Source organism: Pseudomonas sp. MWU318 (assembly GCF_016756945.1).
GTDB lineage: Bacteria > Pseudomonadota > Gammaproteobacteria > Pseudomonadales > Pseudomonadaceae > Aquipseudomonas > Aquipseudomonas putida_A.
The window spans coordinates 122746-145543 of record NZ_JAESJL010000004.1 but is presented as its reverse complement, the minus strand read 5'-3'; the positions used below and the strand labels follow the sequence as shown (position 1 = coordinate 145543).

Annotated in this window: 26 protein-coding genes and 1 tRNA gene; 17 read left to right on the top strand and 10 right to left on the bottom strand. The window is 60.2% G+C overall.

Translation table 11 applies throughout. The features are described 5' to 3' along the window. Positions 1-27 precede the first annotated feature (27 nt). The 4 genes from purC (at position 28) to JN524_RS11605 (ending at position 2028) form a co-directional block, all read left to right on the top strand. Positions 28-741, top strand: coding sequence for a phosphoribosylaminoimidazolesuccinocarboxamide synthase (purC, locus tag JN524_RS11620; RefSeq protein ID WP_007963288.1), 714 nt, complete (start codon positions 28-30; stop codon positions 739-741). A gap of 83 nt (positions 742-824) precedes the next feature. Continuing rightward, a tRNA-Ser gene (locus JN524_RS11615) sits at positions 825-914 on the top strand. A 203-nt stretch (positions 915-1117) separates the two neighbouring features. Further along, complete coding sequence (locus tag JN524_RS11610) at positions 1118-1849, top strand: zeta toxin family protein (RefSeq protein WP_202369424.1); 732 nt, start codon at positions 1118-1120, stop codon at positions 1847-1849. After that, a complete protein-coding gene (locus JN524_RS11605) occupies positions 1846-2028 on the top strand; it encodes a hypothetical protein (RefSeq protein ID WP_007963290.1) in 183 nt (60 codons plus the stop codon). Before JN524_RS11610 ends, JN524_RS11605 begins: the two co-directional genes overlap by 4 nt. A 132-nt stretch (positions 2029-2160) precedes the next feature. Here the strand turns inward: JN524_RS11605 and JN524_RS11600 are convergent, their stop codons facing one another. Continuing rightward, a complete protein-coding gene (locus JN524_RS11600; RefSeq protein WP_007963291.1) occupies positions 2161-2352 on the bottom strand; it encodes a YegP family protein in 192 nt (63 codons plus the stop codon). 276 nt (positions 2353-2628) lie between these two features. Here JN524_RS11600 and JN524_RS11595 point away from each other — a divergent pair, with 276 nt between their 5' ends. The 7 genes from JN524_RS11595 to JN524_RS11565 all read left to right on the top strand — a co-directional run bounded on the left by JN524_RS11595 (position 2629) and on the right by JN524_RS11565 (position 9584). Beyond that, on the top strand, positions 2629-3594 hold the full coding sequence (locus JN524_RS11595; RefSeq protein WP_202369423.1) for a glycosyltransferase family 2 protein: 966 nt from the start codon (positions 2629-2631) through the stop codon (positions 3592-3594). Positions 3595-3597: 3 nt separating this feature from the next. Further along, complete coding sequence (locus JN524_RS11590; protein ID WP_047598095.1) at positions 3598-4308, top strand: class I SAM-dependent methyltransferase; 711 nt, start codon at positions 3598-3600, stop codon at positions 4306-4308. Further along, entirely contained in the window at positions 4305-4691 is a 387-nt protein-coding gene (locus JN524_RS11585; protein WP_202369422.1) for a GtrA family protein, read from the top strand. Before JN524_RS11590 ends, JN524_RS11585 begins: the two co-directional genes overlap by 4 nt. Continuing rightward, positions 4688-6772 carry a DUF6311 domain-containing protein gene (locus JN524_RS11580; protein WP_202369421.1) on the top strand — a complete coding sequence of 695 codons (2085 nt, stop codon included), beginning with the start codon at positions 4688-4690 and terminating at the stop codon, positions 6770-6772. Before JN524_RS11585 ends, JN524_RS11580 begins: the two co-directional genes overlap by 4 nt. 88 nt (positions 6773-6860) lie before the next feature. Then, entirely contained in the window at positions 6861-7781 is a 921-nt protein-coding gene (locus tag JN524_RS11575) for a LysR substrate-binding domain-containing protein (protein WP_027614510.1), read from the top strand. A gap of 176 nt (positions 7782-7957) precedes the next feature. Next, positions 7958-9166, top strand: a complete 1209-nt coding sequence (locus JN524_RS11570; protein WP_202369420.1) for a low temperature requirement protein A — start codon at positions 7958-7960, stop codon at positions 9164-9166. A gap of 52 nt (positions 9167-9218) precedes the next feature. Beyond that, positions 9219-9584 carry a 5-carboxymethyl-2-hydroxymuconate Delta-isomerase gene (locus tag JN524_RS11565; protein WP_202369419.1) on the top strand — a complete coding sequence of 122 codons (366 nt, stop codon included), beginning with the start codon at positions 9219-9221 and terminating at the stop codon, positions 9582-9584. A gap of 3 nt (positions 9585-9587) precedes the next feature. Here JN524_RS11565 and JN524_RS11560 read toward each other — a convergent pair whose 3' ends face one another. Both JN524_RS11560 and JN524_RS11555 read right to left on the bottom strand, forming a co-directional pair. Beyond that, the gene (locus JN524_RS11560; RefSeq protein WP_202369418.1) at positions 9588-10523 is read right to left on the bottom strand and encodes a LysR family transcriptional regulator; all 936 of its coding nucleotides are present in this window, start codon (positions 10521-10523) and stop codon (positions 9588-9590) included. A gap of 200 nt (positions 10524-10723) precedes the next feature. Continuing rightward, on the bottom strand, positions 10724-11905 hold the full coding sequence (locus JN524_RS11555) for a cyanate transporter (protein ID WP_202369417.1): 1182 nt from the start codon (positions 11903-11905) through the stop codon (positions 10724-10726). Positions 11906-12243: 338 nt separating this feature from the next. Here JN524_RS11555 and rnd point away from each other — a divergent pair, with 338 nt between their 5' ends. The 3 genes from rnd to JN524_RS11540 all read left to right on the top strand — a co-directional run bounded on the left by rnd (position 12244) and on the right by JN524_RS11540 (position 14718). Continuing rightward, on the top strand, positions 12244-13377 hold the full coding sequence (rnd, locus tag JN524_RS11550) for a ribonuclease D (protein ID WP_123586883.1): 1134 nt from the start codon (positions 12244-12246) through the stop codon (positions 13375-13377). Next, on the top strand, positions 13374-13667 hold the full coding sequence (locus tag JN524_RS11545) for a YcgL domain-containing protein (protein WP_097086697.1): 294 nt from the start codon (positions 13374-13376) through the stop codon (positions 13665-13667). Before rnd ends, JN524_RS11545 begins: the two co-directional genes overlap by 4 nt. Positions 13668-13785: 118 nt before the next feature. Continuing rightward, positions 13786-14718: a D-2-hydroxyacid dehydrogenase gene (locus tag JN524_RS11540; protein WP_202369416.1), complete on the top strand. Its 933-nt coding sequence runs from the start codon at positions 13786-13788 to the stop codon at positions 14716-14718. Between the two features lie 124 nt (positions 14719-14842). Here the strand turns inward: JN524_RS11540 and JN524_RS11535 are convergent, their stop codons facing one another. Beyond that, positions 14843-15436 carry a nitroreductase family protein gene (locus tag JN524_RS11535; protein ID WP_202369415.1) on the bottom strand — a complete coding sequence of 198 codons (594 nt, stop codon included), beginning with the start codon at positions 15434-15436 and terminating at the stop codon, positions 14843-14845. A 165-nt stretch (positions 15437-15601) separates the two neighbouring features. Here JN524_RS11535 and JN524_RS11530 point away from each other — a divergent pair, with 165 nt between their 5' ends. Together JN524_RS11530 and JN524_RS11525 are read left to right on the top strand one after the other, a co-directional pair. After that, positions 15602-16051, top strand: a complete 450-nt coding sequence (locus tag JN524_RS11530) for a YcgN family cysteine cluster protein (protein WP_098967686.1) — start codon at positions 15602-15604, stop codon at positions 16049-16051. A gap of 36 nt (positions 16052-16087) precedes the next feature. After that, positions 16088-17317, top strand: coding sequence for a hypothetical protein (locus JN524_RS11525; protein ID WP_202369414.1), 1230 nt, complete (start codon positions 16088-16090; stop codon positions 17315-17317). An 87-nt stretch (positions 17318-17404) separates the two neighbouring features. On the opposite strand, the gene JN524_RS11520 is transcribed toward JN524_RS11525, so the two are convergent. The 4 genes from JN524_RS11520 to JN524_RS11505 form a co-directional block, all read right to left on the bottom strand. Next, the gene (locus tag JN524_RS11520; protein ID WP_047598116.1) at positions 17405-17782 is read right to left on the bottom strand and encodes a YgaP family membrane protein; all 378 of its coding nucleotides are present in this window, start codon (positions 17780-17782) and stop codon (positions 17405-17407) included. Between the two features lie 82 nt (positions 17783-17864). Further along, positions 17865-18335, bottom strand: coding sequence for an RNA methyltransferase (locus JN524_RS11515; protein ID WP_007911337.1), 471 nt, complete (start codon positions 18333-18335; stop codon positions 17865-17867). A 131-nt stretch (positions 18336-18466) separates the two neighbouring features. Next, the gene (locus tag JN524_RS11510; protein ID WP_003222612.1) at positions 18467-18838 is read right to left on the bottom strand and encodes a YajD family HNH nuclease; all 372 of its coding nucleotides are present in this window, start codon (positions 18836-18838) and stop codon (positions 18467-18469) included. 49 nt (positions 18839-18887) lie between these two features. After that, a complete protein-coding gene (locus tag JN524_RS11505) occupies positions 18888-19574 on the bottom strand; it encodes a spermidine synthase (protein ID WP_202369413.1) in 687 nt (228 codons plus the stop codon). 80 nt (positions 19575-19654) lie between these two features. Between JN524_RS11505 and JN524_RS11500 the strand changes: the two genes are divergently transcribed. Further along, positions 19655-19939: a hypothetical protein gene (locus JN524_RS11500; RefSeq protein ID WP_003222617.1), complete on the top strand. Its 285-nt coding sequence runs from the start codon at positions 19655-19657 to the stop codon at positions 19937-19939. Here JN524_RS11500 and JN524_RS11495 read toward each other — a convergent pair. Together JN524_RS11495 and JN524_RS11490 are read right to left on the bottom strand one after the other, a co-directional pair. Beyond that, entirely contained in the window at positions 19936-20409 is a 474-nt protein-coding gene (locus JN524_RS11495; RefSeq protein WP_007969596.1) for a cyclic nucleotide-binding domain-containing protein, read from the bottom strand. The two genes, JN524_RS11500 and JN524_RS11495, sit on opposite strands and share 4 nt — an antisense overlap. Positions 20410-20600: 191 nt before the next feature. Further along, positions 20601-22655 (bottom strand): S9 family peptidase, encoded by a 2055-nt coding sequence (locus JN524_RS11490; RefSeq protein WP_202369412.1) that lies wholly within the window; start codon positions 22653-22655, stop codon positions 20601-20603. Between the last annotated feature and the right edge of the window lie 143 nt (positions 22656-22798).

Here is a 22798-nt window from a genome sequence, read left to right as displayed (position 1 = left end):
CCATCTACTTAGCAAGCGGAGCCCATCATGGAAAAACGTGAAGAACTCTACCGCGGCAAAGCCAAATCGGTTTACAAGACCGACGACGCTGACCGCTTGATCCTGCTGTTTCGCAACGACACCTCGGCGTTCGACGGCAAGCGCATCGAGCAGCTCGACCGCAAAGGCATGGTGAACAACAAGTTCAACGCCTTCATCATGCAGAAACTCGAAGCGGCCGGCATTCCGACCCAATTCGACAAACTGCTGGGCGACAACGAGTGCCTGGTGAAGAAGCTGGACATGATCCCGGTCGAGTGCGTCGTGCGTAACTACGCCGCCGGCAGCCTGGTAAAACGTCTGGGCGTCGAAGAGGGCATGAAGCTCAACCCGTACACCTTCGAACTGTTCCTCAAGGACGATGCCAAGGGCGACCCGTTCATCAACGAATCCCACGTCGTGGCATTCGGCTGGGGCACCGCCGAGCAACTGGCGCGCATGAAAGAACTGTCGCTCAAGGTCAACGAAGTCCTGAGCAAACTGTTCGACGACGCAGGCCTGCTGCTGGTCGACTTCAAGCTTGAATTCGGCGTGTTCAGCGACGGCTCGATCGTCCTCGGCGACGAGTTCAGCCCGGACGGCTGCCGCCTGTGGGACAAGGACACCAAGAAGAAGATGGACAAAGACCGCTTCCGCCAGGGCCTCGGTGACGTCATCGAAGCCTACGAAGAAGTCGCCAATCGTCTGGGTGTACCGCTTTAATCGACGCAAGCATCTGATAGCACGAAGAAATTTTCGAAAGAGGGTTTGCTTTCGGCAGAAGTGTTGTTATGATGCGCGCCGTTGGAGAGATGCCAGAGTGGCCGAATGGGACGGATTCGAAATCCGTTGTACCTTCACCGGTACCTAGGGTTCGAATCCCTATCTCTCCGCCATTACATAGAAAAAGCCCCGTAGCTGAAGAGCTACGGGGCTTTTTTGTTTCTGTTGAAAAAATGCGATAGCAGGGCGACGAGTTGTGCGTGCCCTCTGGTAACTGAGTCAATTGTTGTCACGGAAGGATACTTTTTTGTTTTTATGCTGGATGTGTTCGTGTTCTTGAGGGGTGGTAGATTCAGTTCACTTTAGGGAGAAACCGATGACATCACTGGAGCAGGGCATATCTGAACGCGCATTAGCCTTTGCCAAAGCCAATCGCACCCGCATCGCGCGTGAAGTCGCGTGTTTGACCAGGCATCCACGAGAGGATCACCCTGTGTCAGTTTTCATGGCTGGTTCTCCGGGAGCGGGGAAAACAGAAGTATCCAAAGCATTTATCAATGTGATCGGGGCTGGCGGCTCACGGGCACTGAGGATCGACCCGGATGACTTCAGAGGGGTCTTTGCTGAATACAGTGGAAATAACTCCAGCCTTTTTCAGCGAGCGGTAACTGCCATAGTCGAGCGGACTCTTGATTTGGTCTATCAGCAAGACCAGTCATTTTTGCTGGATGGGACGCTAGCTAATGCAGAGGTCGCGAGAAGAAATATTCTGCGCTCCGTTGAAAGAAAAAATAGATCTGTACAGATCATTTACGTTTATCAACGGCCCGAGTTAGCGTGGGAATTTGTCCTTGCGCGTGAGGAAACGGAGGGGCGAAACATTCCATGCCGCGAATTCGTCAGGCAGTTTTATGCTGCAAAGGCATCTGTCTGTGAGTTGAAGCGAGAGTTAGGCGATTCGTTGCAGGTGGATGTGATCCTCAAAAACACGGATGGCGGGAATGCTGACATTGGTATCAACCTTTCAGCTGATGAAATTGACCGGTTCGTTAACCAGCCCTATGATCAGAACGAACTTGAATGTATTTTGAACGGAGTAGCCTTATGAAAGGCGAAAGCGACGAAATCAAGGAAAAAGCATTATCGACCCCGATGTCGGCTTTTTTCCATACTGGGTCCATAGAAGAAAGACGTGAAGCGTATCTTGTTGCAGCAAATGAAGCGATTGAGATGCAAAAAGCGATAATTCGGACTGCCAAAAAGATTAAATTAGAGTCTTCCAAGTAAAGTCGTAAGACTTCCGGTCTAAAAGCCCAGCGTTATTGCTGGGCTTTTTCATTTTCAGGAAAAAAATACCTGATCGGCCTCTGATTTGCGTCGCTCTGAAGCCGGCCCGCTCGAGAGAACGGACCGCACCGCTTAAATTTCCTTCACCGGCGTCTCCCCCTGCACACCCTTGATCAACTCGATCACATGTAAACAATCGGCCTTGTTTACATAGGATTCGCCACTGGCAATCGTCTCGTGGTTTCCCGCCCGCAGCCTCCAGCGCCATTGGCCTTTGCCGGTGCTCGGGGTGCCTCGGGATTGCCTGTAGATCTCGAAATACATTCAGTTCGCTCCTTGCGATAGTGTTTGCGCCTACCTGTGTGGCGCATCGTCGCAAGCCTAGCGGAGCGAGTTTTTTTCGCTATCGGGCATTTGTTTCCAATCGTTGGCAGATGTTTCTGAAGAGCGCGGGCTAGAGCGCACGCATTGGCGTCTGGATTGGCCAAAATGGCGTCATTTGCGTCTTGCAAGGCTATCGACGCTACTGCTTAATACGGGACGGCTCATGGCGTTGAAAATGCTTCGACGACCGACAAACACTATAAAAAGAGCATTCCCTTGACTGAGCATGGAACGGCACAGGCCACACGGGTCACGTTATCGCTGGTTGTCCCGGTTTTTAACGAGGAGGACAGTCTCGACGCGTTCATTCAGCGCATCGATGAAGTCTTCCAGCACCAGGCGTCGATTGTTCTGGAACTGGTGTTCATCAATGACGGCAGCACTGATGCCACACTTGAGCGGTTGCTGGATCGCCAGCGGCACGATTCGCGGCTGCGCATCGTCGATCTGAGTCGTAACTTCGGCAAAGAGGCGGCGTTATCCGCCGGTCTGCAGATCGCCACCGGGCAGATTGTGGTGCCTATCGATGCAGATCTGCAGGATCCGCCCGAAGTCATTCTGCATATGATCGAGCGTTGGCGCGAAGGGTACGAAGTGGTGCTCGGTCACCGCATCAGCCGCCGCAGCGACACCTGGGCCAAGCAGACTTCGGCGCATTGGTTCTACCGTCTGCACAACAAGATCGCCGAGCAACCGCTGCCGGAAAACGTCGGCGATTTCCGCTTGATGGACCGTTGTGTGGTCGATGCCTTGCTGACCTTGCCCGAGTCCCGGCGCTTCATGAAGGGCCTGTTCGCCTGGGTCGGATTTCGTACCACCCATGTCGATTACGAGCGACCCGAGCGTGTGGCAGGGCAGAGCAAGTTCAACGGTTGGCGGCTGTGGAACTTTGCCCTGGAAGGCATCACCAGTTTCAGTACCGAACCGTTGCGGATCTGGACTTACATCGGCGCCGCGGTGTCGCTGGTGTCCTTTGCCTTTGCCATGTTTATTGTGGTGCGCACATTGATCTATGGTATCGACATGCCCGGTTATGCCTCGCTGATGGTGGCCGTGACGTTCCTCGGTGGCCTGCAATTGATTGGCATCGGCGTACTCGGCGAGTACCTCGGCCGCACTTATATCGAATCCAAACGCCGGCCGGTTTTTCTGGTGCGTCGCGTCTACGATCCCAAGGACTGAAACATGGATCTCAAGGAAACCGACATCCTCGGCGACAGCATCGGCGAGCATTGGTATTACTGCTCCAAAGCGGCGGCGACTCGGCGTCTGCTCGGTGATGCGCCGATCACACGGATTCTCGACGTGGGCGCCGGGTCGGGGTTTTTCTCGCACCATCTGCTGACCCAAACCTCGGCGCAGGAGGCGTGGTGCGTCGATATCAGCTACCCCGCCGACTCCGATGCGAGCACTGCGGGCAAACCGGTGCATTACCGCCGCGATATCGACGCCATCGACGCGGATCTGGTGCTGCTCATGGACGTGCTGGAGCATGTCGACGACGACCTCGGCCTGCTCAAGGCTTATGTCGACAAGGTACCGTCCGGCAGCCGTTTCCTGATGACCGTACCGGCGTTTCAGTTTCTGTGGAGCGGTCACGACGACTTCCTCGAACACAAGCGCCGCTACACCCTGCCGCAGTTTGAAACCCTGGCTCGTGACGCCGGTTTGACTGTTCAGCGCGGTGCCTACTATTTCGGAGCGGTGTTTCCGATCGCGGCAGCGTTGCGTTTGTTGCCCAAAGGGCCGCAGGCTGCAGCACCGCAGTCGCAGCTCAAGCGTCATCATCCGCTGGTCAACGGCGTACTCAAGACCCTCTGCAGCCTTGAACTGCCGCTGATGGGCATCAATCGTCTGGCCGGTCTGAGCGTGTTTGTGCTGGCGCGCAAACCGTGACCTCAGCCGACAGATCGGCGTTGATCCAGCGCGGCTTGCGGTTTGCCGTGACCGGTCTGTTCGTCACCGCGCTGCACGCACTGGTGGCGGTGCTGTTCATCCATTTCGTCGCGCCGCACCCGCCACTCGCCAACGGTGTGGCGTTTGCCGTGGCGACGGTGGTGTCCTACGTGATCAACACCACCTGGAGTTTTTCGGCCCGTTTGCATGGCAAAACCCTGCTGCGCTTCATGCTGGTGTCCTGCGGCGGCTTTTTCCTGGCGATGTCCGTCGCGTGGGCGGCGCAGATTGCCGGACTGCACTATTTGCTGGGCATCGGCGCCGTAGCCCTGATCATTCCGGCATTCACCTTCGTGCTGCATAACTTCTGGACGTATCGATGAGGGGCTTGAACAAGCATCCAGCCTTGGCGCTGTTGCCAGTCCTGCTGGGCGCGCTGGCGTTTTTTCTGGTGATCGGCCCGCGTGCCCTCGACCCGCAAAACATCGCCTGGCTCAAGGACGGTGATCCGGCGACGCATTACCTGGGCTGGGTATTTTTTCGCCATTCTCCCTGGACTTTTCCCCTCGGGCTGAATCCGTCCTATGGGATGGAACTGGGCAGCTCGATCATTTTTTCCGATTCCAATCCGCTGCTGGCGCTGCTGTTCAAACCGTTCAATGGCTGGTTGCCGGAGACGTTCCAGTATTTCGGTTTATGGCTGCTGGCGTGTTTCATTATGCAGGCCTGGTTTGCCTGGAAGCTGCTCGGCTTGATCACCGACAACCCCGTGTTGCGCCTGCTTGGCGCCGGGCTCCTGGTGTTTTCGCCGCCGATGTTTCTGCGTACCGGTGGACATCTTTCGCTGGTCGGGCACTTCCTGATTCTCGCGGCGTTGTATCTGGCACTCCACCCGGCACTCGAGCGTAGACGTTTGGCGTGGGGGGCATTGCTCGCCGTGACGGCACTGGTTCACGCTTACCTGTTAGGCATGGTGGCGCTGATCTGGGTCGCGGATCTGTTTGGCAAGTTGTGGGTCGGCAAGCTGACGCGCCGTCAGGTCTTTATCGAGCTGGGCGGCTTGTTCGCGTTGGTGAGCGTGTGCTGCTGGCAGGCGGGTTATTTCAGTATTACCGATGGCGCGGCGGGCGGCGGTTTCGGCTTTTATCGAATGAACCTGTTGTCGCTGGTGGATCCAGACGGTTGGTCATTTGTCTTGCCAGGTATCCCCAAGGGCGCAGGCGATTACGAAGGTTTCAACTACCTGGGGCTGGGTGTCCTGTTGCTGCTGCCGCTGGCCGCTATCGGCTGGTACAAAAGTGGTATCTCGTTGAAGGCTTTGTTGTGCAGTCGCCCGTTCTTGTTGTTGGCGTTGATCGGATTGACGCTGTTCGCCCTGTCGAACCAGATCGGATTCGGCCTGCAGACGTTCAGCTATCCGCTGCCAGAATTCGTGCTGCGTGCAGCGAGTATTTTTCGCGCTTCGGGCCGGATGTTCTGGCCGGTGTTTTACGCCATCGTGATATTGCTCACTTATCTGGTGGTGCGCGGTTATCGGCCGCGTATCGCCATGGGGTTGCTGGCGCTGGCGTTGGTGGTGCAAGTCGCCGACACCCGGATTGCCTGGGCAGGTTTGAGAGCAACGAAAATGCTGCCCGAAGCCTCGGCCTGGGCCAGTCCGATGCATGATCCGTTCTGGGCCAGTGCGGCGGCGCACTACAAGAACGTCCGTGCCGTGACACCGAAAAATCAGCCGGACCAGTGGCAGGCGATTGCCGATTTTGCCGGCTCCCATGGGTTGAAAACCGACGCAGCTTACCTGGGGCGTACGAGCCCCAAGGCGCTGGACAAGCTGCTGCGCACGACGCAAAGCCAGCTCGCCAGCGGCCAGTACGACAGCGATTCGCTGTACATCCTCGATGACGACGCGCTGGAGTTGGCGGTCAAGAGCATCCGCAGCGACACCGATCTGTTGACCCGGGTCGACGACTTTGTCGTGCTGGCCCCGGGCTGGAAACACTGTAATGACTGTCTGGCGATGGTCGATCAGGGGCGAGCGCTGTCCTCGATACCCTTGAGCCAGCCGGGACTGGTGCAGACGTTCAACCGCAGCACTCGGCAACTGGTCAAAGGCTGGTCCACGCCGGAAGCCTGGGGCACCTGGAGTGATGGACAGGATGCAGAACTGCGACTGCGCGTCGCTCCCGGGTCGCATGCACTGGTGATTGATGCCCTGGCCTTTGCCATGCCGCCGAACCTCAGCCAGCGAGTGATCGTCAGCATCAATGGCGTCGAGGCATTGTCGACGCGTCTGACTGAGGTGCAGGGCAATCGGCTGGAAATACCGCTCAGCGCAGCGCAGGTCGCCGGGGAATATCTGAATGTTCGATTGCATCTGCCCGATGCAGTCAGTCCGCAAAAGCTGGGCTTCAACGACGATGCGCGAGTCATGGGGCTGGGGTTGAAAACCCTGACGGTGCAGTGAAATTGTCGAACAAACCGCCAATCGTCGGATAGACGTCAGTCCCAAGGACTTCATACACTGCCGGCAGTCTGGGGAGCGGGGACAATGGATGAATCGAAATGAATTACGCAAGGCCGACATCAACCTGATGGTGGTGTTCGAGACCTTGATGCTCGAACGCAACGTGACCCGGGCGGCGGAGAAGCTGTTTCTCGGCCAGCCGACCATCAGTTCGGCGCTCAATCGCTTGCGCGCGATGTTCAACGATCCGCTGTTCATTCGCGTCGGCCATCGCATGGAGCCGACTGCCCGGGCCGAAGAGCTGTTCAAGTACCTGTCGCCGGCCCTTGACTCGCTGTCGGTGGCGCTGAGCCTGACTCACGATTTCGACCCGGCCGTGAGCAACATGACGTTCCGGATCGGCCTGTCCGATGACGTCGAATTCGGCCTGCTGCCTCCGCTGCTGCGGGCATTGCGCCAAGAGGCACCGAGCGTGGTGTTCGTGGTGCAACACGTCGACTACTGGCGGATCCCCGATCTGCTGGCCGCCGGCGACATCACCGTCGGTATCAGCCAGACCCGGGGCCTGCCGGCCAATGCCAAGCGCAAACTGCTGCGGCATATCCAGCCGAGCATCCTGCGCGCCGATGCCTCGGATTCGCCGCTGACCCTTGATGAATACTGTTCACGCCCGCACGTGCTGGTGTCGCACACCGCCAACATCAGCGGCTATGCCGATGAGTGGCTGGCGGAGATCGGCCGCACCCGGCATGTGGTGTTGTCGGTGCCGCAATACAGTGCGCTGCCGGCATTGCTGGCCGGCACCGACCTGATCGCCAGCCTGCCGGACTACACCGCCGAAGCCATGGCTGCCTCCGGGCTGTTGTTCAAGGAACCGTTTCCGTTCAAGACGCCGATGCTGGATCTGTCGATGGTCTGGCTCAGCCACGTCGATAGCGATCCGGCCGAGCGCTGGCTGCGTTCGCGGCTTGAAGCGTTCATGAGCGAACGGCCACTGACCGCGCCCTGAATCCCACCACAAATCTCCCCTGTAGGAGTGAGCCTGCTCGCGATGAGAGTGTGTCAGTCGACATTGATGTTGTCTGACACGTCTCCATCGCGAGCAGGCTCACTCCTACAAGGGTTTGCGTTCGTCTGGTCGGGCTGCTTTGCTCAATGGCAAAGTCCTCGGCGGAGACCTGACCCATGAGCATTTCCCGTTCGTTGCTGCGTGGGCGCGGCAGTCTCGACAGTGGCAAGGTCGGCATGGTCGAACTGTTTTTCGATCTGGTGTTCGTGTTTGCCGTGACTCAGCTCTCGCATTCGCTGCTCGCGCATCTTTCGATTCTGGGCGCGGTGCAGGTGGCGCTGTTGATGGTCGCGGTGTGGTGGGTGTGGATTTTCACTTCGTGGATTACCAACTGGCTCGACCCGGAAAAACTGCCGATCCGCCTCGGACTGTTCGGGCTGATGATCGCCGGTCTGTTGCTGTCGTCCTCGATCCCCAAGGCTTTCACCGAGCGCGGGCTGATGTTTGCCTCGGCGTTCGTGTTCATGCAGGTCGGGCGCACGTTGTTTGCGATCTGGGCGGTGCGTGGCGAATCGCTGAGCATGACCCGCAACTTCCAGCGGATTCTGGCGTGGTTGATGTTCTCAGGCGTGTTCTGGATCGCCGGGGCCTTTCTTGACGGGCAGCAACGTCTGCTGTGTTGGGCGCTGGCGCTGTTGATCGAGCTGATCTCGCCTTCGCTGTATTTCTGGGTGCCGGGGCTGGGGCGGTCGTCGTTGAGTGACTGGAACGTCGAAGGCAATCACATGGCCGAGCGTTGCGCGCTGTTCGTGATCATCGCCCTGGGCGAATCGTTGCTGGTGACCGGCGCGACGTTCGCCGAACTGACGCTGAGCGCCACCGGAGTCATGGCGTTTCTGGTGGCGGTGCTGGGCAGCATCGGCATGTGGTGGGTGTACTTCGACAGCGGCGCCGAGCGCGCGCATCATCGCATCGCGCATTCGAGCGATCCCGGGCGCCAGGCGCGCATCGCCTACACCTACCTGCACGTGCTGATCGTTGCCGGGGTGATCGTCAGTGCGGTGGCCGACGAACTGGTGCTGGTGCATCCGGATCACGCCGGTGACGCCGGGATCCTGGTGATCATTGGCGGGCCATGGCTGTTTCTGTTGGGCAATGCGCTGTTCAAGTGGGTCATGTCCGACCGACCGCTGCCGCCGTTGTCGCATCTGGCGGGGCTGGTGTTGCTTACGCTGGCGCTGCCGCTGACGTTGAACCACTGGTTTTCGGCGCTGGTGCTCGGGGCGCTGACCACGGCGATCGTGGTGCTGGTGGCTCTGTGGGAAAGCCTGGCATTGCGTCAGGCGTCGGCCTCGATAACCTCGGAAAAAGCCGCAGGAGAGTAGGGCAGCGCTGTGGTATATGTACGACCTTTCTGCCGACTGACTGGAGCACCCCATGCCACACCTGCACATGGAATACACCGCCAACCTGCCGCAGTTGAACGCTGATGTGGCGTTGATCCGGCTCAACAACGCCCTGGTGGGTTCCGGTCAGTTCGCTGCGGAGTTCGATATCAAGAGCCGGGCGGTGAAGGTCGAGACCTTCAAGGTCGGTACCGGCATGGGTGAGCGTGCTTTCATCCATGTGAAGCTGGCGCTGCTCAGCGGTCGTTCGCCGCAGATCAAGAAGCAGCTCTCGGACAGCCTGCTGGCGGTGTTGCAGGATCTGTGCGAATGGCCGGCCGGGGTCGAAGTGCAGTTGTGTGTGGAGTTGCTCGATATCGACCGCGATTCCTACACCAAGACTGCCATCGGCGTGTAGGACTCAGGCCGCTTCCAGCTCACTGCACACTTTGATCACCTGCTCGCGCAGCCAGACGTTGGCGCTGTCCTGGTCGGCGCTCTGGCTCCATTGCATGTCGAGGGTGAATCCCGGCAGGCCGTTCGGCGCTTCGCAGTGATTGAACACCGCGTCGTTGGTCAGCAGGCGCTGGATGCGTCGGGGCAGGGTGAGAATGAAGTCGGTGCCGGTGATCATCTTCAATGCCGCGCTGTAGCTGTTGGAGCGCGCGACGATCTGCCGTTTCTGCGCCTGACGTGCCAGCCAGCCATCGACCATGTTGGTGGTGGACGTCCACGGTGTCGGGAACACATGGCGCCGCTCGGTGAAGGCCTGCAGGCTCAGGCGCGGTTCCAGCGGCGTGGCACGTTTGTCGAAGACGCAGACCAGATCGTCCTCCAGGAGCATTCGCGATTTTAGGTCGGTGTGGCTGCGGTGGAAGTTGGGGCCGAAGCAGATCACCAGGTCAAGACTGCCGTCGCGCAGTTCGTCGGCGGGTACGTCAGTCTCGAACTTGTGCACGTTGACCACCACCGGCAAATCGTCGAAGTCGAAGCGCTTCAACAGGCGCGGCAATACCAGTTGCTCGAAATATTCCGGGGCGCAGATATTGAAGGTCACCGCTTGCCGGGTCGGGTCAAAGGCCGGGGCGCCGGCGTGGCACAGGTTGATGCTTTCGAGGATCTTCTGCACATGGCCGTACATGGTGCCGGCCTTGTAGGTGGGGCGCATGCCCGTGCGGGTGTTGATGAACAACTCGTCTTCGAAACTGGTGCGCAATTTTTTCAGGCAGTAGCTGACAGTGGACTGGCTGACGCACAGCGTCTCCGAGACATCCGTGACGCTGCTTTGCTCATACACGGCGATAAACACCATGAGGTCCTGCATGTCGAGCTTTCGAAGCAAGTTACTGTTCAGCATCCGTTCCGTCCCGCTGTGCTCCTTGCGCTGAATCCGCGCAAACGTGTGCGCATGATCGTAGCGGAACGATGGTGCCAGGACAAAGCCCTGTAGGACGTTTCAATGTCGCCAGTGGGACAGAAACTTTTAGCAACACGACGTCGGCAAATAAACCGCAAAAAGATGGCAACAGGCCTCTAGCCCGGCGGCGGCATTCGGCTTCAACAGATGTGTCGGGCGTACTGCCGAGGGTCGAAGCGCAGCACTATCAGCAGCATCACCACCATCACTGCGGTCAGCGACCACCAGGCCCATTCGAAGCTGCCGAGCCGGTCGCGGATCACTCCGGCCAGCAGCGGCGAAAGCCCGGCGATCAAGTAGCCGATGCCTTGCACAAACGCGGTCAGGCTGCCGGCGCGCTGCGGGTTGTCGAGGTGATCGAGGGAGACGATCAAACTCATCGGGAACAAGCCGCCAATCCCCAGCCCCAACAGGCACGGCCACAGCAGGCTGAGGTGTTGCGGGCTGAGGATCAGTCCGCAGAAGCCGCCGATGATCAGCAGCAGCAACCCTGCGAGGACGATACGGCGATCACGGCTACGGTTGGCGATGGCCGGAGTCACCAACCCGGAAATCACCTCCATGGCGGTCAGAAAACCCAGCAGCAGCCCGGCCTGCTGTTCGCTCCAGCCTTGTTCCACGTAGTACGGCGCCAGCCAGGCGAGTACGCAGGTGTAGGACGCCGTGCCGAGCCCGAAGAAAAGGGCGAGCAGCCAGGCGCGGGAATTACGCGTGAAGAACTCTTTTCCTACAGGCGTGATCTGGAGGGATGACGAGGTCGACTGTGTCCACCAGACCAGCAACGCGAGCAAGGAAAGTGCCGCCCAGATCGCCAGCCCGATGCGCCAGCTGCCGGTCAGCACCAGCACCAGCGGCGACAATGAGGCGGCCAGCGCGGCGCCGCCCATGATCGATGTGACATACAGGCCCATGCACAGCGCCACATGGTCGGGGAAGCGTGACTTGATCAGCACCGGCATCAGCGCCTGAATCAGGGCGATACCCATCCCGGCCAGCACCGCGCTGCCAATCAACTGCGGTGCCGAATCGAGCACCAGCCGCGACAGCGTCGCCAGGCCGATGATCAACAACGACAGGATCACCGTGCGTTGCTCGCCCAGGCGCCGGCTGATGCCGATACCGAAAAACATCGCCACCCCCATCGCCATCACCGGCAGCATGGTCAGCAGCGATGCCACGCTGAAACTCAGCGGGATATCGCCACGAATTGCCGACAGCAACGGCCCGACGGCGGCCATGGATGGGCGCAGATTGAGTGCGACGAGAATGATCCCGAACATCAGCCAGGCAGCGGGGCGGGTGGTGGCGCGGACATTTTGCATCGGCAGACTCTGGATTGCGGAGGCTGTCGATTAGGCGACGCAGCACACGTATCGGCAAATCAGATTTCCCGAGCATTATTTAAAAACTAAATATGACTCTCCCCACTGTAGGAGCTGCCGCAGGCTGCGATCTTTTGACGTTGGTTTTTAAAAACAAGATCAAAAGATCGCAGCCTGCGGCAGCTCCTACACGGGGCGCTCCGATTAATTTTGTCAATCTCGCTGTAAGACTATTCTTTCTCTCTGGCAGGACATTTCGTTACAGCTCTGGCCCAGCGCAGGCGCGTAAAACGTCGGCGGCGATATATACTGCGCGCCATTCTTCAAGGGAGAGCCGTGTGGCCATCGATATTCACTGGATTCGCGACAACGAAAGCCTCGCGCAGTTTTGCGCCGAGTGGCAGCAACTGCCGTTCGTTGCCCTCGACACCGAATTCATGCGGGTCGACACCTTCTACCCGATTGCCGGCTTGCTGCAGGTCGGTGACGGCAAACGCGCCTACCTGATCGATCCGCTGACCATTGACGCCTGGCAACCGCTGGCGGCGTTGCTGGAAAACCCGGCGGTGCTCAAAGTCCTGCATGCCTGCAGCGAAGATCTCGAAGTGTTGCTGCGCCTGACCGGCAGCCTGCCGGCGCCGCTGTTCGACACACAATTGGCAGCGGCCTACCTGAACCTTGGGTTCTCGATGGGCTATTCGCGGCTGGTGCAGGAAGTGCTGGGCATTGAGTTGCCGAAGGGCGAAACCCGTTCCGACTGGTTGCAGCGTCCACTTTCCGACACACAAATCAGCTATGCCGCCGAAGACGCGGTGCATCTTGCGGAAGTTTTCGTACAGCTGCGGCCGAAACTGTCCGACGACAAGTTCGCCTGGGTGCTGGAGGACGGCGCCGAACTGGTCGCCAACCTGCGCCGCGAGACCGACCCGTACGAGGTCTACCGCGAAGCCAAACTGGCGTGGAAACTGTCCCGCGCGCAACTGGCGGTGCTGCGTGAACTGTGCGCCTGGCGTGAAAAAGAAGCGCGTGCCCGTGATCTGCCGCGCAACCGCATCATCCGTGAACACTCGCTGTGGCCGCTGGCCCGCACGCAACCGGACAACCTCGCCGCGCTGGGCAAGATCGAAGACATGCACCCGCGTACCGTGCGTCAGGACGGCCAATTTCTGCTTGATCTGATCAAGCGCTCTGGCAGTGTGGGGCCTGATCAATGGCCGCCGGCGGTGCCGGAACCATTGCCGGTCGAAGCCGCTGCGCTGATCAAGCAACTGCGCGCCCTCGGCCAGGTCGAAGCCGAACGCCTGGGCATCGCCCCGGAACTGATGCTGCGCAAGAAAACCCTCGAAGCGCTGGTCAAAAGCGGCTTCCCCGAGGGCCCATATCAATTGCCTGAGTCGCTGCGTGGCTGGCGCCGCGAACTCATGGGCCAGAAGCTGCTCGACAGCCTGGCCACCGCCGGAGAACAGCCTTGAAACGTATTTGCTCCATTTATCAAAGCTCCAAGCGAAGCGGGATGTACCTTTATGTGCTCAAGAGCGATGCTCTGGAGCGTGTGCCGGAACCCCTGATGCTGGCGTTCGGCAAGCCGAAACATGCCTTCGATCTGGTGCTGTCGCCTGAGCGCAAGCTGGCTAGCGAGGACATCGTCGTGGTCCTGGAAAACCTCGACAAGCAGGGCTATCACCTGCAGATGCCACCGGCCGAGGACGAGTATATCGAACACCTGCCCGAAGAATTGCTGCGACGCAACGACCCGGTCTGATCTGCGAGGCCCTGTTCTGGGCCTCTTGCCACCCTGGAACTGATTTTACGGCGACGACCGCCACGAAGGAGCACGGCTCTTTCGGCGGTTGCCTGCACGGTTTGCGAAAGGTTTGAAGATGCGCGTTCTGATTGCTGAACACGACCACGCGGTGTACGCCCGGCTGCTGCGTCAGGCGGCCCCCGAACTCGAAGTACTGACCAGTGGCGACTCTGCCGAACTGGCCCGTCAGGCTGCCGATTGCCCGGTGTGGCTGGGGCAGCCGGATCTGCTGGCGACCCTGCTGCGTCAGGGCCATCAGCCGCAATGGCTGCAATCGACCTGGGCCGGCATCACGCCGTTGCTCGCTGACGGCTTGCGCCGCGATTACCGCCTGACCCGCGCAGTGGGGATCTTCGGTCAGGTGATGGCCGAATACGTGCTGACCTACATGCTCGGCCACGAGCGGGAAGTGCTGGCGCGTCTGGTCAGCCAGGTCGAGCGCAAGTGGGACAACCGCACCGGCCAGAGTCTGGTCGGGCGCAAGGTGCTGATCGTCGGCACCGGCGATATCGGCCAGAGCGTGGCGCAGTTTCTGCTGCCGTTTGGCGTCGAGCTGTACGGCATCGCCAGCAGCGCGCGCGAGCAGGCGCCGTTCGTCGAAGTCGGCTCGATGGCGGATCTGCCACGGCTGGTGGGCGTGGTCGATTACGTGGTCAATCTGCTGCCGAATACCGAGCACACCCACGACATTTATGACGCGGCGCTGTTCAAGCAATTCAAGCCGACCGGGTTGTTCATCAACGTCGGACGCGGCGTGGCGGTGGTTGATGCGGATCTGGTGGAAGCCCTGAAGGAAGGGCATCTGGCCGGTGCGGTGATCGACGTCTGCCGTCAGGAGCCGTTGCCGCAACGCCATCCGTTCTGGACGGCGTGGGGCTTGTTGCTGACCGGACACAGCTCGGCACCGACGTCGCCAGCGTTGATGGTGCAGTTGTTCGTCGAGAACCTGAAGGCGTATCAGGCGGGAGAAGCGTTGCGCGGGGAAGTGGATTTCAACCGCGGATATTAAATCCACCGCGATACCTGTAGGAGTGAGCCTGCTCGCGATGAGGGTGTGTCAGTCGACATTGATGTTGTCTGACACTACGCCATCGCGAGCAGGCTCACTCCTACAGTGGTTTTTGCATGGTGGCTTAGAGGGTGAAGTCGCCTTCCGCCACCAGCTCGCTCAGCGGACGACGCGGGCTCGGCTCTTCACGGGCCTGCAGGTACTCGGCCAGAGTTGCCTTGTCACCCAGCTTGCCGACAGCCACCGCCGCATGCAGCGCATAACCTTGCGGAATGTTCAGCTCCTTGCGGGTCAGCTCCTGATCGAAACCGGCCATGCCGTGGGTGTGCCAGCCGCTGATGCTCGCTTGCAGCGCCAGGTGGCCCCAGGCCGAACCGGTGTCGAAGGTGTGCCACAGCGCCGGGGACTCTTCGCTGGCGCCGGGGGCGGTGAAGGTGGTTTTCGAAATCACGATCACCAGCGCCGAAGCGTGTTGCGCCCAGCTGCGGTTGAATTCATTCAGCAGGCCCAGGAAGCGCTCCCAGTTCGGCGTGTCACGGCGCGCATACAGAAAGCGCCATGGCTGCGAGTTGTAGGCCGACGGCGCCCAGCGTGCGGCTTCGAAAAAGCTCAGCAGGGTTTCTTCCGGGATCGCTTCACCGGTGAAGGCGCGGGGCGACCAGCGGTCGGTGAACTGCGGGTGAATGGCGTAATCGGCGACGCGAGGGTTGGCACTCATCAAAAGATTCCTTGCTGTGTTTGAGTCATGAATTCGTGGCAAAACCCTACTGGGCGGCGATTCGGCTGACAAGCGCGATTTACCGACAGTCGCCAGCGCTTGGCCCGCAAGGCCTTGGGCACTAGACTGGCGGCCTTTTCACCACCTGATGTTGATGCTTGAACCATGGCCGCCATAGTCGAACCGTTCTGGAAACGCAAAACCCTCGAGCAACTGGATCACGAGGAATGGGAATCGCTGTGCGACGGCTGCGGTCTGTGCTGCCTGCAGAAACTCGAAGATGAAGAAGACAACAGCGTCTATTACACGCGCATCGCCTGCAAACTGCTGGACCTGAAAACCTGCCAGTGCAGCGACTACCCGAATCGCATCAAGTTTGTCCCGGACTGTATCCAGCTCACTCCGGGCCAGGCCGAAGAATTCAAATGGCTACCGCCGACCTGCGGTTATCGTCTGGTCAGCGAAGGCAAGGATCTGCCGCTGTGGCACCACCTGGTGTGCGGCGATCGTGACGCCGTGCACCACGAACGGATTTCCCAGTCCGGGCGCATGCTCGCCGAAGGCAGCGTGCCGGAGGACGACTGGGAAGATCACCTGATTTTTCGGGCTGGTTAAGCACCAAGGTTTTCCAGGATTCAACAAGGAGTGTGTATGGCTGGGGGATTGCTGCGGGCATCGCTGATCGCTCTGATGGCGCTAAGCGCACCAGTGTGGGCGGCGAAAAAAGTCGACCTCGATTACCACGTACGCCTGTTGCCGCAAAGCGATCAGGCCGAAGTACGCCTGACCCTGGCCAAAGGCGAAGCGGTGCGCAGCCTCGACTTTGACCTCGGTGACGGCAGCCATTACAGCGACTTCAAGGCCGACGGCCAGTGGCAACTGACCCCGGGCAAACAGACCCGGGGCCTCTGGCGCCCGATCGGCGACAAGCCCAGCCTGACTTATCGCGTCACCATCAGCCACGGCCGCAAGAGCGGCAGCTTCGACACACGCATGACCCCGAGCTGGGCGCTGCTGCGTGGTGATGATCTGGTGCCGCCGGCCAGGCTCGATCAGCAGGATGGCGTCGAGCTGGTGTCGCGTCTGCAATTCGAACTGCCCAATGGCTGGCAAAGCGTTGAAACCGCCTGGCCGCGCATCGGCAAGAACAAATTCCGCATCGACAACCCGTCACGCCTGTTCGACCGCCCGACCGGCTGGATGCTCGCCGGTCACCTCGGCAGCCGCCGCACGCGCCTGGGCGAAACCGAAGTCACCGTGGCCTCACCGCAAGGGCAGGGCATGCGCCGCATGGATGTGCTGACCTTGCTGACGTTCGTCTGGCCGCAGGTGCAAGCGGTCTATCCCCGGCATCCGAAAAAACTGCTAATCGTCGGTGCCAACGACCCGATGTGGCGCGGCAGCCTCGGTGCGCATGAGTCCATTTACCTGAACACACGTTTGCCGCTGGTCAGCGAGAGCGGCAGCAGTGCGCTGGTACGTGAGCTGGCGCAGGTGTTCGGGCGCATCAATGACGAACAGCGCAGCGACTGGATCAGCGAAGGCTTTGCCGAGTACTACGCGATCGAACTGCTGCGGCGTGCCGGGGGCATGAGCGATGAGCGCTATCAGGCGTTGCAGGCGAAGTTGACCCGGGACAGTCAGAAAGTCACGACCCTGCGCGGCGAACAGATCAGTGCGGCGCAGCTTGCAAAAGCGGTGATTGTCTTGCAGGAACTGGATCGCGAGATTCGCTTGAAGACGCGCAACAAACGTTCGCTGGATGATGTGTTGCGCGGGGCGATGCATCTGGGGACGGTGAGTACCAAGGAGTTTGTGCAACTGGCCGAGAGTGTTCTGGGCGAGTCTTCCAAAGTCCTCGATAGCGCATTGTTGCAGTAAAGATCAAAGGATCGCAGGCTGCGGCAGCTCCTACAGGGGAAACGCATTCCACATGTAGGAGCTGCCGCAGGCTGCGATCTTTTGCTTTTAAACCCCGGCCTTCGGCGATTTCACCGAATCATTGCCGGTCACCGTCGCGGTGCTGGTTGCCGCCTCCGCGTTGGCCTTGAGCTGGCTCAGTTCTTCACCGGCGCGCTCGATCTTCGCCCGCACGTTGTTTATGTCCTGACGGCTTTTCTCCAGCAAGCTTTTCACCGAGCTGTGCCCAGTGATGCCACGGGCCATCGCCACGCCGCCAATTGCCACCTGAATCAGACCGAACACGCCGCCACGGCGCAGGCCCTTGCCGACCATGATCACGCCACCGGCCAGCGAGCCGATGCGCTCCCAGCCCTGGACGTTCTGCTCGGTCGGGCTCTGGAACGGGGTGGAATCGATACGTTGGACGCGTTTGAGTTCGGTCATGATCTGTCTCCCAGGCAATGTGCAATAGATAGATAAGCTGACTGCCGCAGCGGCCGGCTCGTTCCATCGAATGTGCGACGTTTCAGCGGAATTTCGGCCCGGAGCGAGTATTCAGGCCCTTGGCCATGCGGTCGTAAAGCACCACGTTGACCGTCGCCGCCAGGTTCATGCAGCCGGTGGTCGGGATGTACACCACGTCTTCACACCAGTCGCGGATCTCTTTATCCAGCGAGCCGTCTTCCGGGCCGAAGATGTACAGCGCGCGGTCCGGGTGGGTGTATTCCGGTAGCGGGCGGGCGCCCTCGACCAGTTCCACGGCGACCGGGACGCAGTTGAGCGGGAGGATTTTTTTCAGGTCGTCGATGCCGATCAGCGGGATGTCGTAGTGCACGCGCTTGGTGTCGGTGACGAAATCGGCGGCGCGTTCATAACGCTTGCCGGTGTAAAACACCGACGCCACGCCGTAACAGCCTGCGGCGCGCATCACCGAACCGACGTTCTCCGGTGATTTGGGGTTGTACAAACCAATGCAGCTGTAACGTTTGTCTGCCACGAGCGGGGTGCCTTCGGGAAAAAGAGGGCGATTATACGGGGATAAGATCAAAAGATCGCAGCCTTCGGCAGCTCCTACAATTGAATGGCGTACACCCTGTAGGAGCTGCCGAAGGCTGCGATCTTTTGCTTTTAATCTTCTTTTTTCATCAGCCCTGCGAGGGCGGCGAACGGGTTATGCGTGGCCTTGGCGATTTTCGGCGTGCTCAGCGAGCCGTCGCCGAAATATTGCTGGTCGGTGTAGCGCGAGTGTTCGTTGTCGTGGCAATACAGGCACAACAGTTCCCAGTTCGAGCCATCCTGCGGGTTGTTGTCGTGGTTGTGATCGCGGTGGTGCACGGTCAGTTCGCTCAGACGCTTGCCGGAAAACTCACGGGCGCAGCGGCCGCAGACGTGCGGATACATCTTCAGGGCCTTGTCGCGGTAGCCCATTTCCTTGTCGCGCTGGTTGTCGGCAAGGATGCGATCGAGCTTCGACGTGTTGGTCGGGGTGGACGAACTCATGGGTTCACCTTTGTAAAAGGACTAATGACGGTTATGTGCAGAGTTTAGCTCAGCCCTTGAGCTTCTCGGCAATCCAGATCGTGTGGCGGGTGCCCTTGTTGCCGTGGGCGAAGACCTGGACTTCTTCGGCCTTGAACCCGGCCTTCTTCAATTTGTCGGAAAACTGCCGGTCAGCACTGGCCGACCACACCGCCAGCACACCTTTGGGCCGCAGGGCCTTGGCGCAGGCGTTCAGACCGGCGGCCGAGTACAGCCAGCTGTTGGCCTTCTGGGTCAGGCCTTCGGGGCCGTTGTCGACATCGAGCATGATCGCGTCGAAGCCGCTCGGCTCGCTTTGCAGGACCTTGGCCACGTCGTCTTGACGGATCACCGTGCGCGGGTCGAGCAATGGTCGTCCGGACTTTTCACCGAGCGGCCCGCGATTCCACTCGACCACGCCGGGCACCAGTTCGGCGACCACCACTTCGGCACCCTTGCCCAGGTGCTTGAGCGCCGAGGCGAGAGTGAAACCCATGCCCAGACCGCCAATCAGCACCCGCGAATTCGGCCGGCCGGCGACCTTGCGGCAAGGGATCTCGGCCAGCGCATCTTCGGAACCGTGCATGCGCGTGTTCATCAATTGCCCGCCGTCGCCGCCCTGGATCTTGATGACGAAATCCTCGCCATACTCGAACAGGCACAGGGCACCGCCGTTGTCAGGGATCGGCGTGGTGTCGAGCAGAACGAAACGTTTCATGGAAATCTCTACAAGGGGGAAGGCAAGCAGGCCCGTTGGGAGTAGCCTGAGCGCAGACTAAAGGCCAAACGGAGCCCTTGATGAAGCGCACCATTCTAACGGTCATTGCCCTGGCCGCGCTCTCGATTACTGCAGTGCAGGCGCAGCAGACCATTCCGGTCAGCCCGACGCCGCAACCCGGCTCGCCGGGAACCGCCACGCCGACGCCGTATCCGCAAATCACCCCGATCAGCGCACCGAAGGCCGGTGCCGGCAGTGGCAGCCCGCCGCTGGTGCCGATCGAAATGCCCAGCCCGCCGAGCAAGGATCAACCGGTGCCGGGCATCGAGCCGAGCGGCACCAAGGTCAAATCCCCCGGCGGTTAAACCTGTTGCGCCGCCAGTTGGCCGTCGGCCATGCGCAAACGTTTGGAGAGTGACACGGCAAGGGCGCGGATGATCTTGGCGGCGATCTTCGGCGCGTCGTTGAGCATTTTTTCCAGCGAGTCCTTGCCCAGGTTCAGCAGTTGGCAGTTGCTCGCGGCGATGCAGGTGGCCGAACGGCGCTCACCATCGAGCACCGCCATTTCGCCAAACGCCCGCCCGCTGCGCAGGGTGGCCATGGTGATGACCTGGCCGTCGGGGCCAGTCTTTTGCACGGCGACCTGACCGGTGTGGAGGATGCACATGAAACTGCCGGCATCGCCCTCACGGAAGATTGCTTCGCCCTCGGCTACAGTGCTGATGCTGAAGTAGCCTGATGCCGCGGCAAAGTCCGCCAGTTGCAATTGATCGAACAGGCCACAGTCCATCAGCCAGTCGCGAATTTCGTTGTTCAGTAAGGTCGGTTCTGACATGTCGTTGCGGTCTTTATTGTTTTCACATTTCAAGGCACTTCACGATCCCCTGTAGGAGCTGCCGAAGGCTGCGATCTTTTGATTTTGAAAGACAAGATCAAAAGATCGCAGCCTGCGGCAGCTCCTACAGGTGTTCATAGGTATCGGCCCCTTGGGTCTGGAATTAAGACCCAAGTGACCGACGGAGTTCCTCAGGCCAGGCCCAAAACCTTGAACACAAATGCATATTCGAGCGCTACGTCACGTAATCCCTGATAACGCCCGCTCATGCCGCCGTGCCCGGCGCCGAGTTCGGTCTTGAGCAGCAGCAGGTTGTCGTCGGTCTTGGTCGCGCGCAGTTTCGCCACCCACTTGGCCGCTTCCCAGTACTGCACGCGGCTGTCGTTGTAGCCGGCGATGACCAGGGTTGCCGGGTAATCCTGCGCGGTGACATTTTCGTACGGCGCGTACGCTTTGATCCGCTCGTAGACGTCCGGCTCTTCCGGGTTGCCCCACTCGTCGTATTCGGTGACGGTCAACGGCAAGTCCGGGTCGAGCATAGTGTTGAGCACGTCAACGAACGGCACTTCGGCAATCGCCACGCCGAACAGGTCCGGGCGCTGATTGAGCACCGCGCCAATCAACAGGCCGCCAGCGCTGCCGCCGCTGATCGCCAGTTTCTCGGCGGTGGTGATGCCGTTGAGGATCAGGAATTCGGCGCAGGCAATGAAGTCGCTGAAGGTGTTGTGCTTGTGTTCCTGTTTGCCGGCGCGATACCACGCCTCGCCCAGCTCACCACCGCCACGCACGTGGGCGATGGCGAAGGCCATGCCGCGATCCAGCAGGCTCAGGCGCGCGTGGGAGAACCACGGGTCGAGGCTGGAGCCGTAGGCGCCGTAACCGTACAGATACAGCGGCACCGGTTTACCGACCATCTCGCGTTTCATCACCAGACTGATCGGCACCTGCGTGCCGTCCGGCGCGGTGGCCCACAGGCGTTGGCTGACGTAGGCGTCGGCGTCGAACGGGCCGAGCACCGGGGTTTCTTTCAGGACGGTTTGCTCGCCGCTGGCCAGCAGTAACTGTCGTACCTGCGCCGGACGATTCAGCGCCTCGTAACGCAGACGGATGCGGTCGCTCTCGAACTCCAGGCTGTTCTGCACATAGAGGCTGTAAGCCGCGTCCGGCAATTGCACGCGATACGGCGTCTGTCCTTGCGGATGAACTTCGATGACCGGCAAACCGCCTTCGCGCAGACTCAGGGTCATGGCCGCCGTGTTCAGCGTCACGCCGTCGAGCATCACTGTGTCGCTGTGCGGGATGAGGTTCTGCCAATCGGCCTCGCCCGGCACCACGCCGGTATCCGGCGCCTGATAAAGGGCGAAGTTGATGCCGTCGCGATTGGTACGGATGAACCAGGTCCACACGCCATCCAGCGCGCCGTGGTCGACATCGTATTCGTGATCCTCGACCCGTGGCGCCATGCAAGTGAAGGGCAGGTGCGGCTGATGCGCGTCCAGTGCCCAGACTTCGCTGGTGGTCTTGCTGCCCAGGGTCAGCAGCAATTGCTGCTCGGAACTGGAGCGGTAGCAATGCAGGAAGAAACGCCCGTCCGGCTCGTGGAACACCTCTTCGGCGGCGGTGCCGTCGAGGCGATAGCGAAACAGTTTGTGCGGGCGATGGGTGTCGTCGAGCACACCGAAGAACAGCGTCAGGCTGTCGTTGGCCCAGGTCATGCTGCCGTCGCAGTCCTGAAATTCCAGTTCACTGACCTTGTCATTGGCCAGCTCCTTGACGAACAGCGTGTAGATCTCGTCGCCCGATGCGTCGACGCTGTAGGCCAGACGCTGGTGATCGGGGCTGATGCTGAACGCGCCGAGCGAGAAGAAACCGCCGTTGGCCAGCACGTTCGGGTCGAGCAGCAGTTGCTCGCGGCTTTCGTCGAGGGTCAGGCTGTCGTCGGCCGGACGTGGGCAACGGTAATGGCGGGCGTATTCGTCACCCGCCGTGGTGCGCGTGTAATACAGATACGGGCCCCATGGCGAGGGCAGGGACAGGTCGGTTTCGAGGATCCGGCCCTTGATCTCTTCGAACAGGCTCTCGCGCAGGCCGGCCTGATCGGCGGTTTGCGCTTCCTGATAGGCATTTTCGGCCTTGAGGTAGTCGAGCACCGCGTCGGTGTTGCGTTCCTGCAGCCAGGCATACGGGTCGGCACCGGCTGCCTTGCGGGCGATCGGGGCGCGGATGACGTGGGCGGATTCGGGCATGGAAGGCTCTCGGACAGTATTCGGAATAATGGTGTTCGCGGTTGTTGAAACCGCCTCAGCCCCTGTGGGAGCGAGCTTGCTCGTGAAGGCGTTCTGTCAGATGACATTTGTTTCACTGACCCATCGCTTTCGCGAGCAAGCTC

Excerpts from the sequence above, each read along its gene's own strand:
- JN524_RS11555 (WP_202369417.1), bottom strand. The coding sequence starts at position 11,905 with ATGCAAAATGTCCGCGCCACCACCCGCCCCGCTGCCTGGCTGATGTTC.
- JN524_RS11495 (WP_007969596.1), bottom strand. The coding sequence starts at position 20,409 with ATGTCAGAACCGACCTTACTGAACAACGAAATTCGCGACTGGCTGATG.
- purC (WP_007963288.1), top strand. The coding sequence starts at position 28 with ATGGAAAAACGTGAAGAACTCTACCGCGGCAAAGCCAAATCGGTTTAC.
- JN524_RS11610 (WP_202369424.1), top strand. The coding sequence starts at position 1,118 with ATGACATCACTGGAGCAGGGCATATCTGAACGCGCATTAGCCTTTGCC.
- JN524_RS11520 (WP_047598116.1), bottom strand. The coding sequence starts at position 17,782 with ATGACCGAACTCAAACGCGTCCAACGTATCGATTCCACCCCGTTCCAG.
- JN524_RS11590 (WP_047598095.1), top strand. The coding sequence starts at position 3,598 with ATGGATCTCAAGGAAACCGACATCCTCGGCGACAGCATCGGCGAGCAT.
- JN524_RS11505 (WP_202369413.1), bottom strand. The coding sequence starts at position 19,574 with ATGAAACGTTTCGTTCTGCTCGACACCACGCCGATCCCTGACAACGGC.
- JN524_RS11570 (WP_202369420.1), top strand. The coding sequence starts at position 7,958 with ATGAGCATTTCCCGTTCGTTGCTGCGTGGGCGCGGCAGTCTCGACAGT.
- JN524_RS11525 (WP_202369414.1), top strand. The coding sequence starts at position 16,088 with ATGGCTGGGGGATTGCTGCGGGCATCGCTGATCGCTCTGATGGCGCTA.
- JN524_RS11530 (WP_098967686.1), top strand. The coding sequence starts at position 15,602 with ATGGCCGCCATAGTCGAACCGTTCTGGAAACGCAAAACCCTCGAGCAA.
- JN524_RS11540 (WP_202369416.1), top strand. The coding sequence starts at position 13,786 with ATGCGCGTTCTGATTGCTGAACACGACCACGCGGTGTACGCCCGGCTG.
- JN524_RS11560 (WP_202369418.1), bottom strand. The coding sequence starts at position 10,523 with ATGCTGAACAGTAACTTGCTTCGAAAGCTCGACATGCAGGACCTCATG.
- JN524_RS11510 (WP_003222612.1), bottom strand. The coding sequence starts at position 18,838 with ATGAGTTCGTCCACCCCGACCAACACGTCGAAGCTCGATCGCATCCTT.
- JN524_RS11500 (WP_003222617.1), top strand. The coding sequence starts at position 19,655 with ATGAAGCGCACCATTCTAACGGTCATTGCCCTGGCCGCGCTCTCGATT.
- JN524_RS11580 (WP_202369421.1), top strand. The coding sequence starts at position 4,688 with ATGAGGGGCTTGAACAAGCATCCAGCCTTGGCGCTGTTGCCAGTCCTG.
- JN524_RS11565 (WP_202369419.1), top strand. The coding sequence starts at position 9,219 with ATGCCACACCTGCACATGGAATACACCGCCAACCTGCCGCAGTTGAAC.
- JN524_RS11490 (WP_202369412.1), bottom strand. The coding sequence starts at position 22,655 with ATGCCCGAATCCGCCCACGTCATCCGCGCCCCGATCGCCCGCAAGGCA.
- JN524_RS11575 (WP_027614510.1), top strand. The coding sequence starts at position 6,861 with ATGAATCGAAATGAATTACGCAAGGCCGACATCAACCTGATGGTGGTG.
- JN524_RS11600 (WP_007963291.1), bottom strand. The coding sequence starts at position 2,352 with ATGTATTTCGAGATCTACAGGCAATCCCGAGGCACCCCGAGCACCGGC.
- JN524_RS11535 (WP_202369415.1), bottom strand. The coding sequence starts at position 15,436 with ATGAGTGCCAACCCTCGCGTCGCCGATTACGCCATTCACCCGCAGTTC.
- JN524_RS11605 (WP_007963290.1), top strand. The coding sequence starts at position 1,846 with ATGAAAGGCGAAAGCGACGAAATCAAGGAAAAAGCATTATCGACCCCG.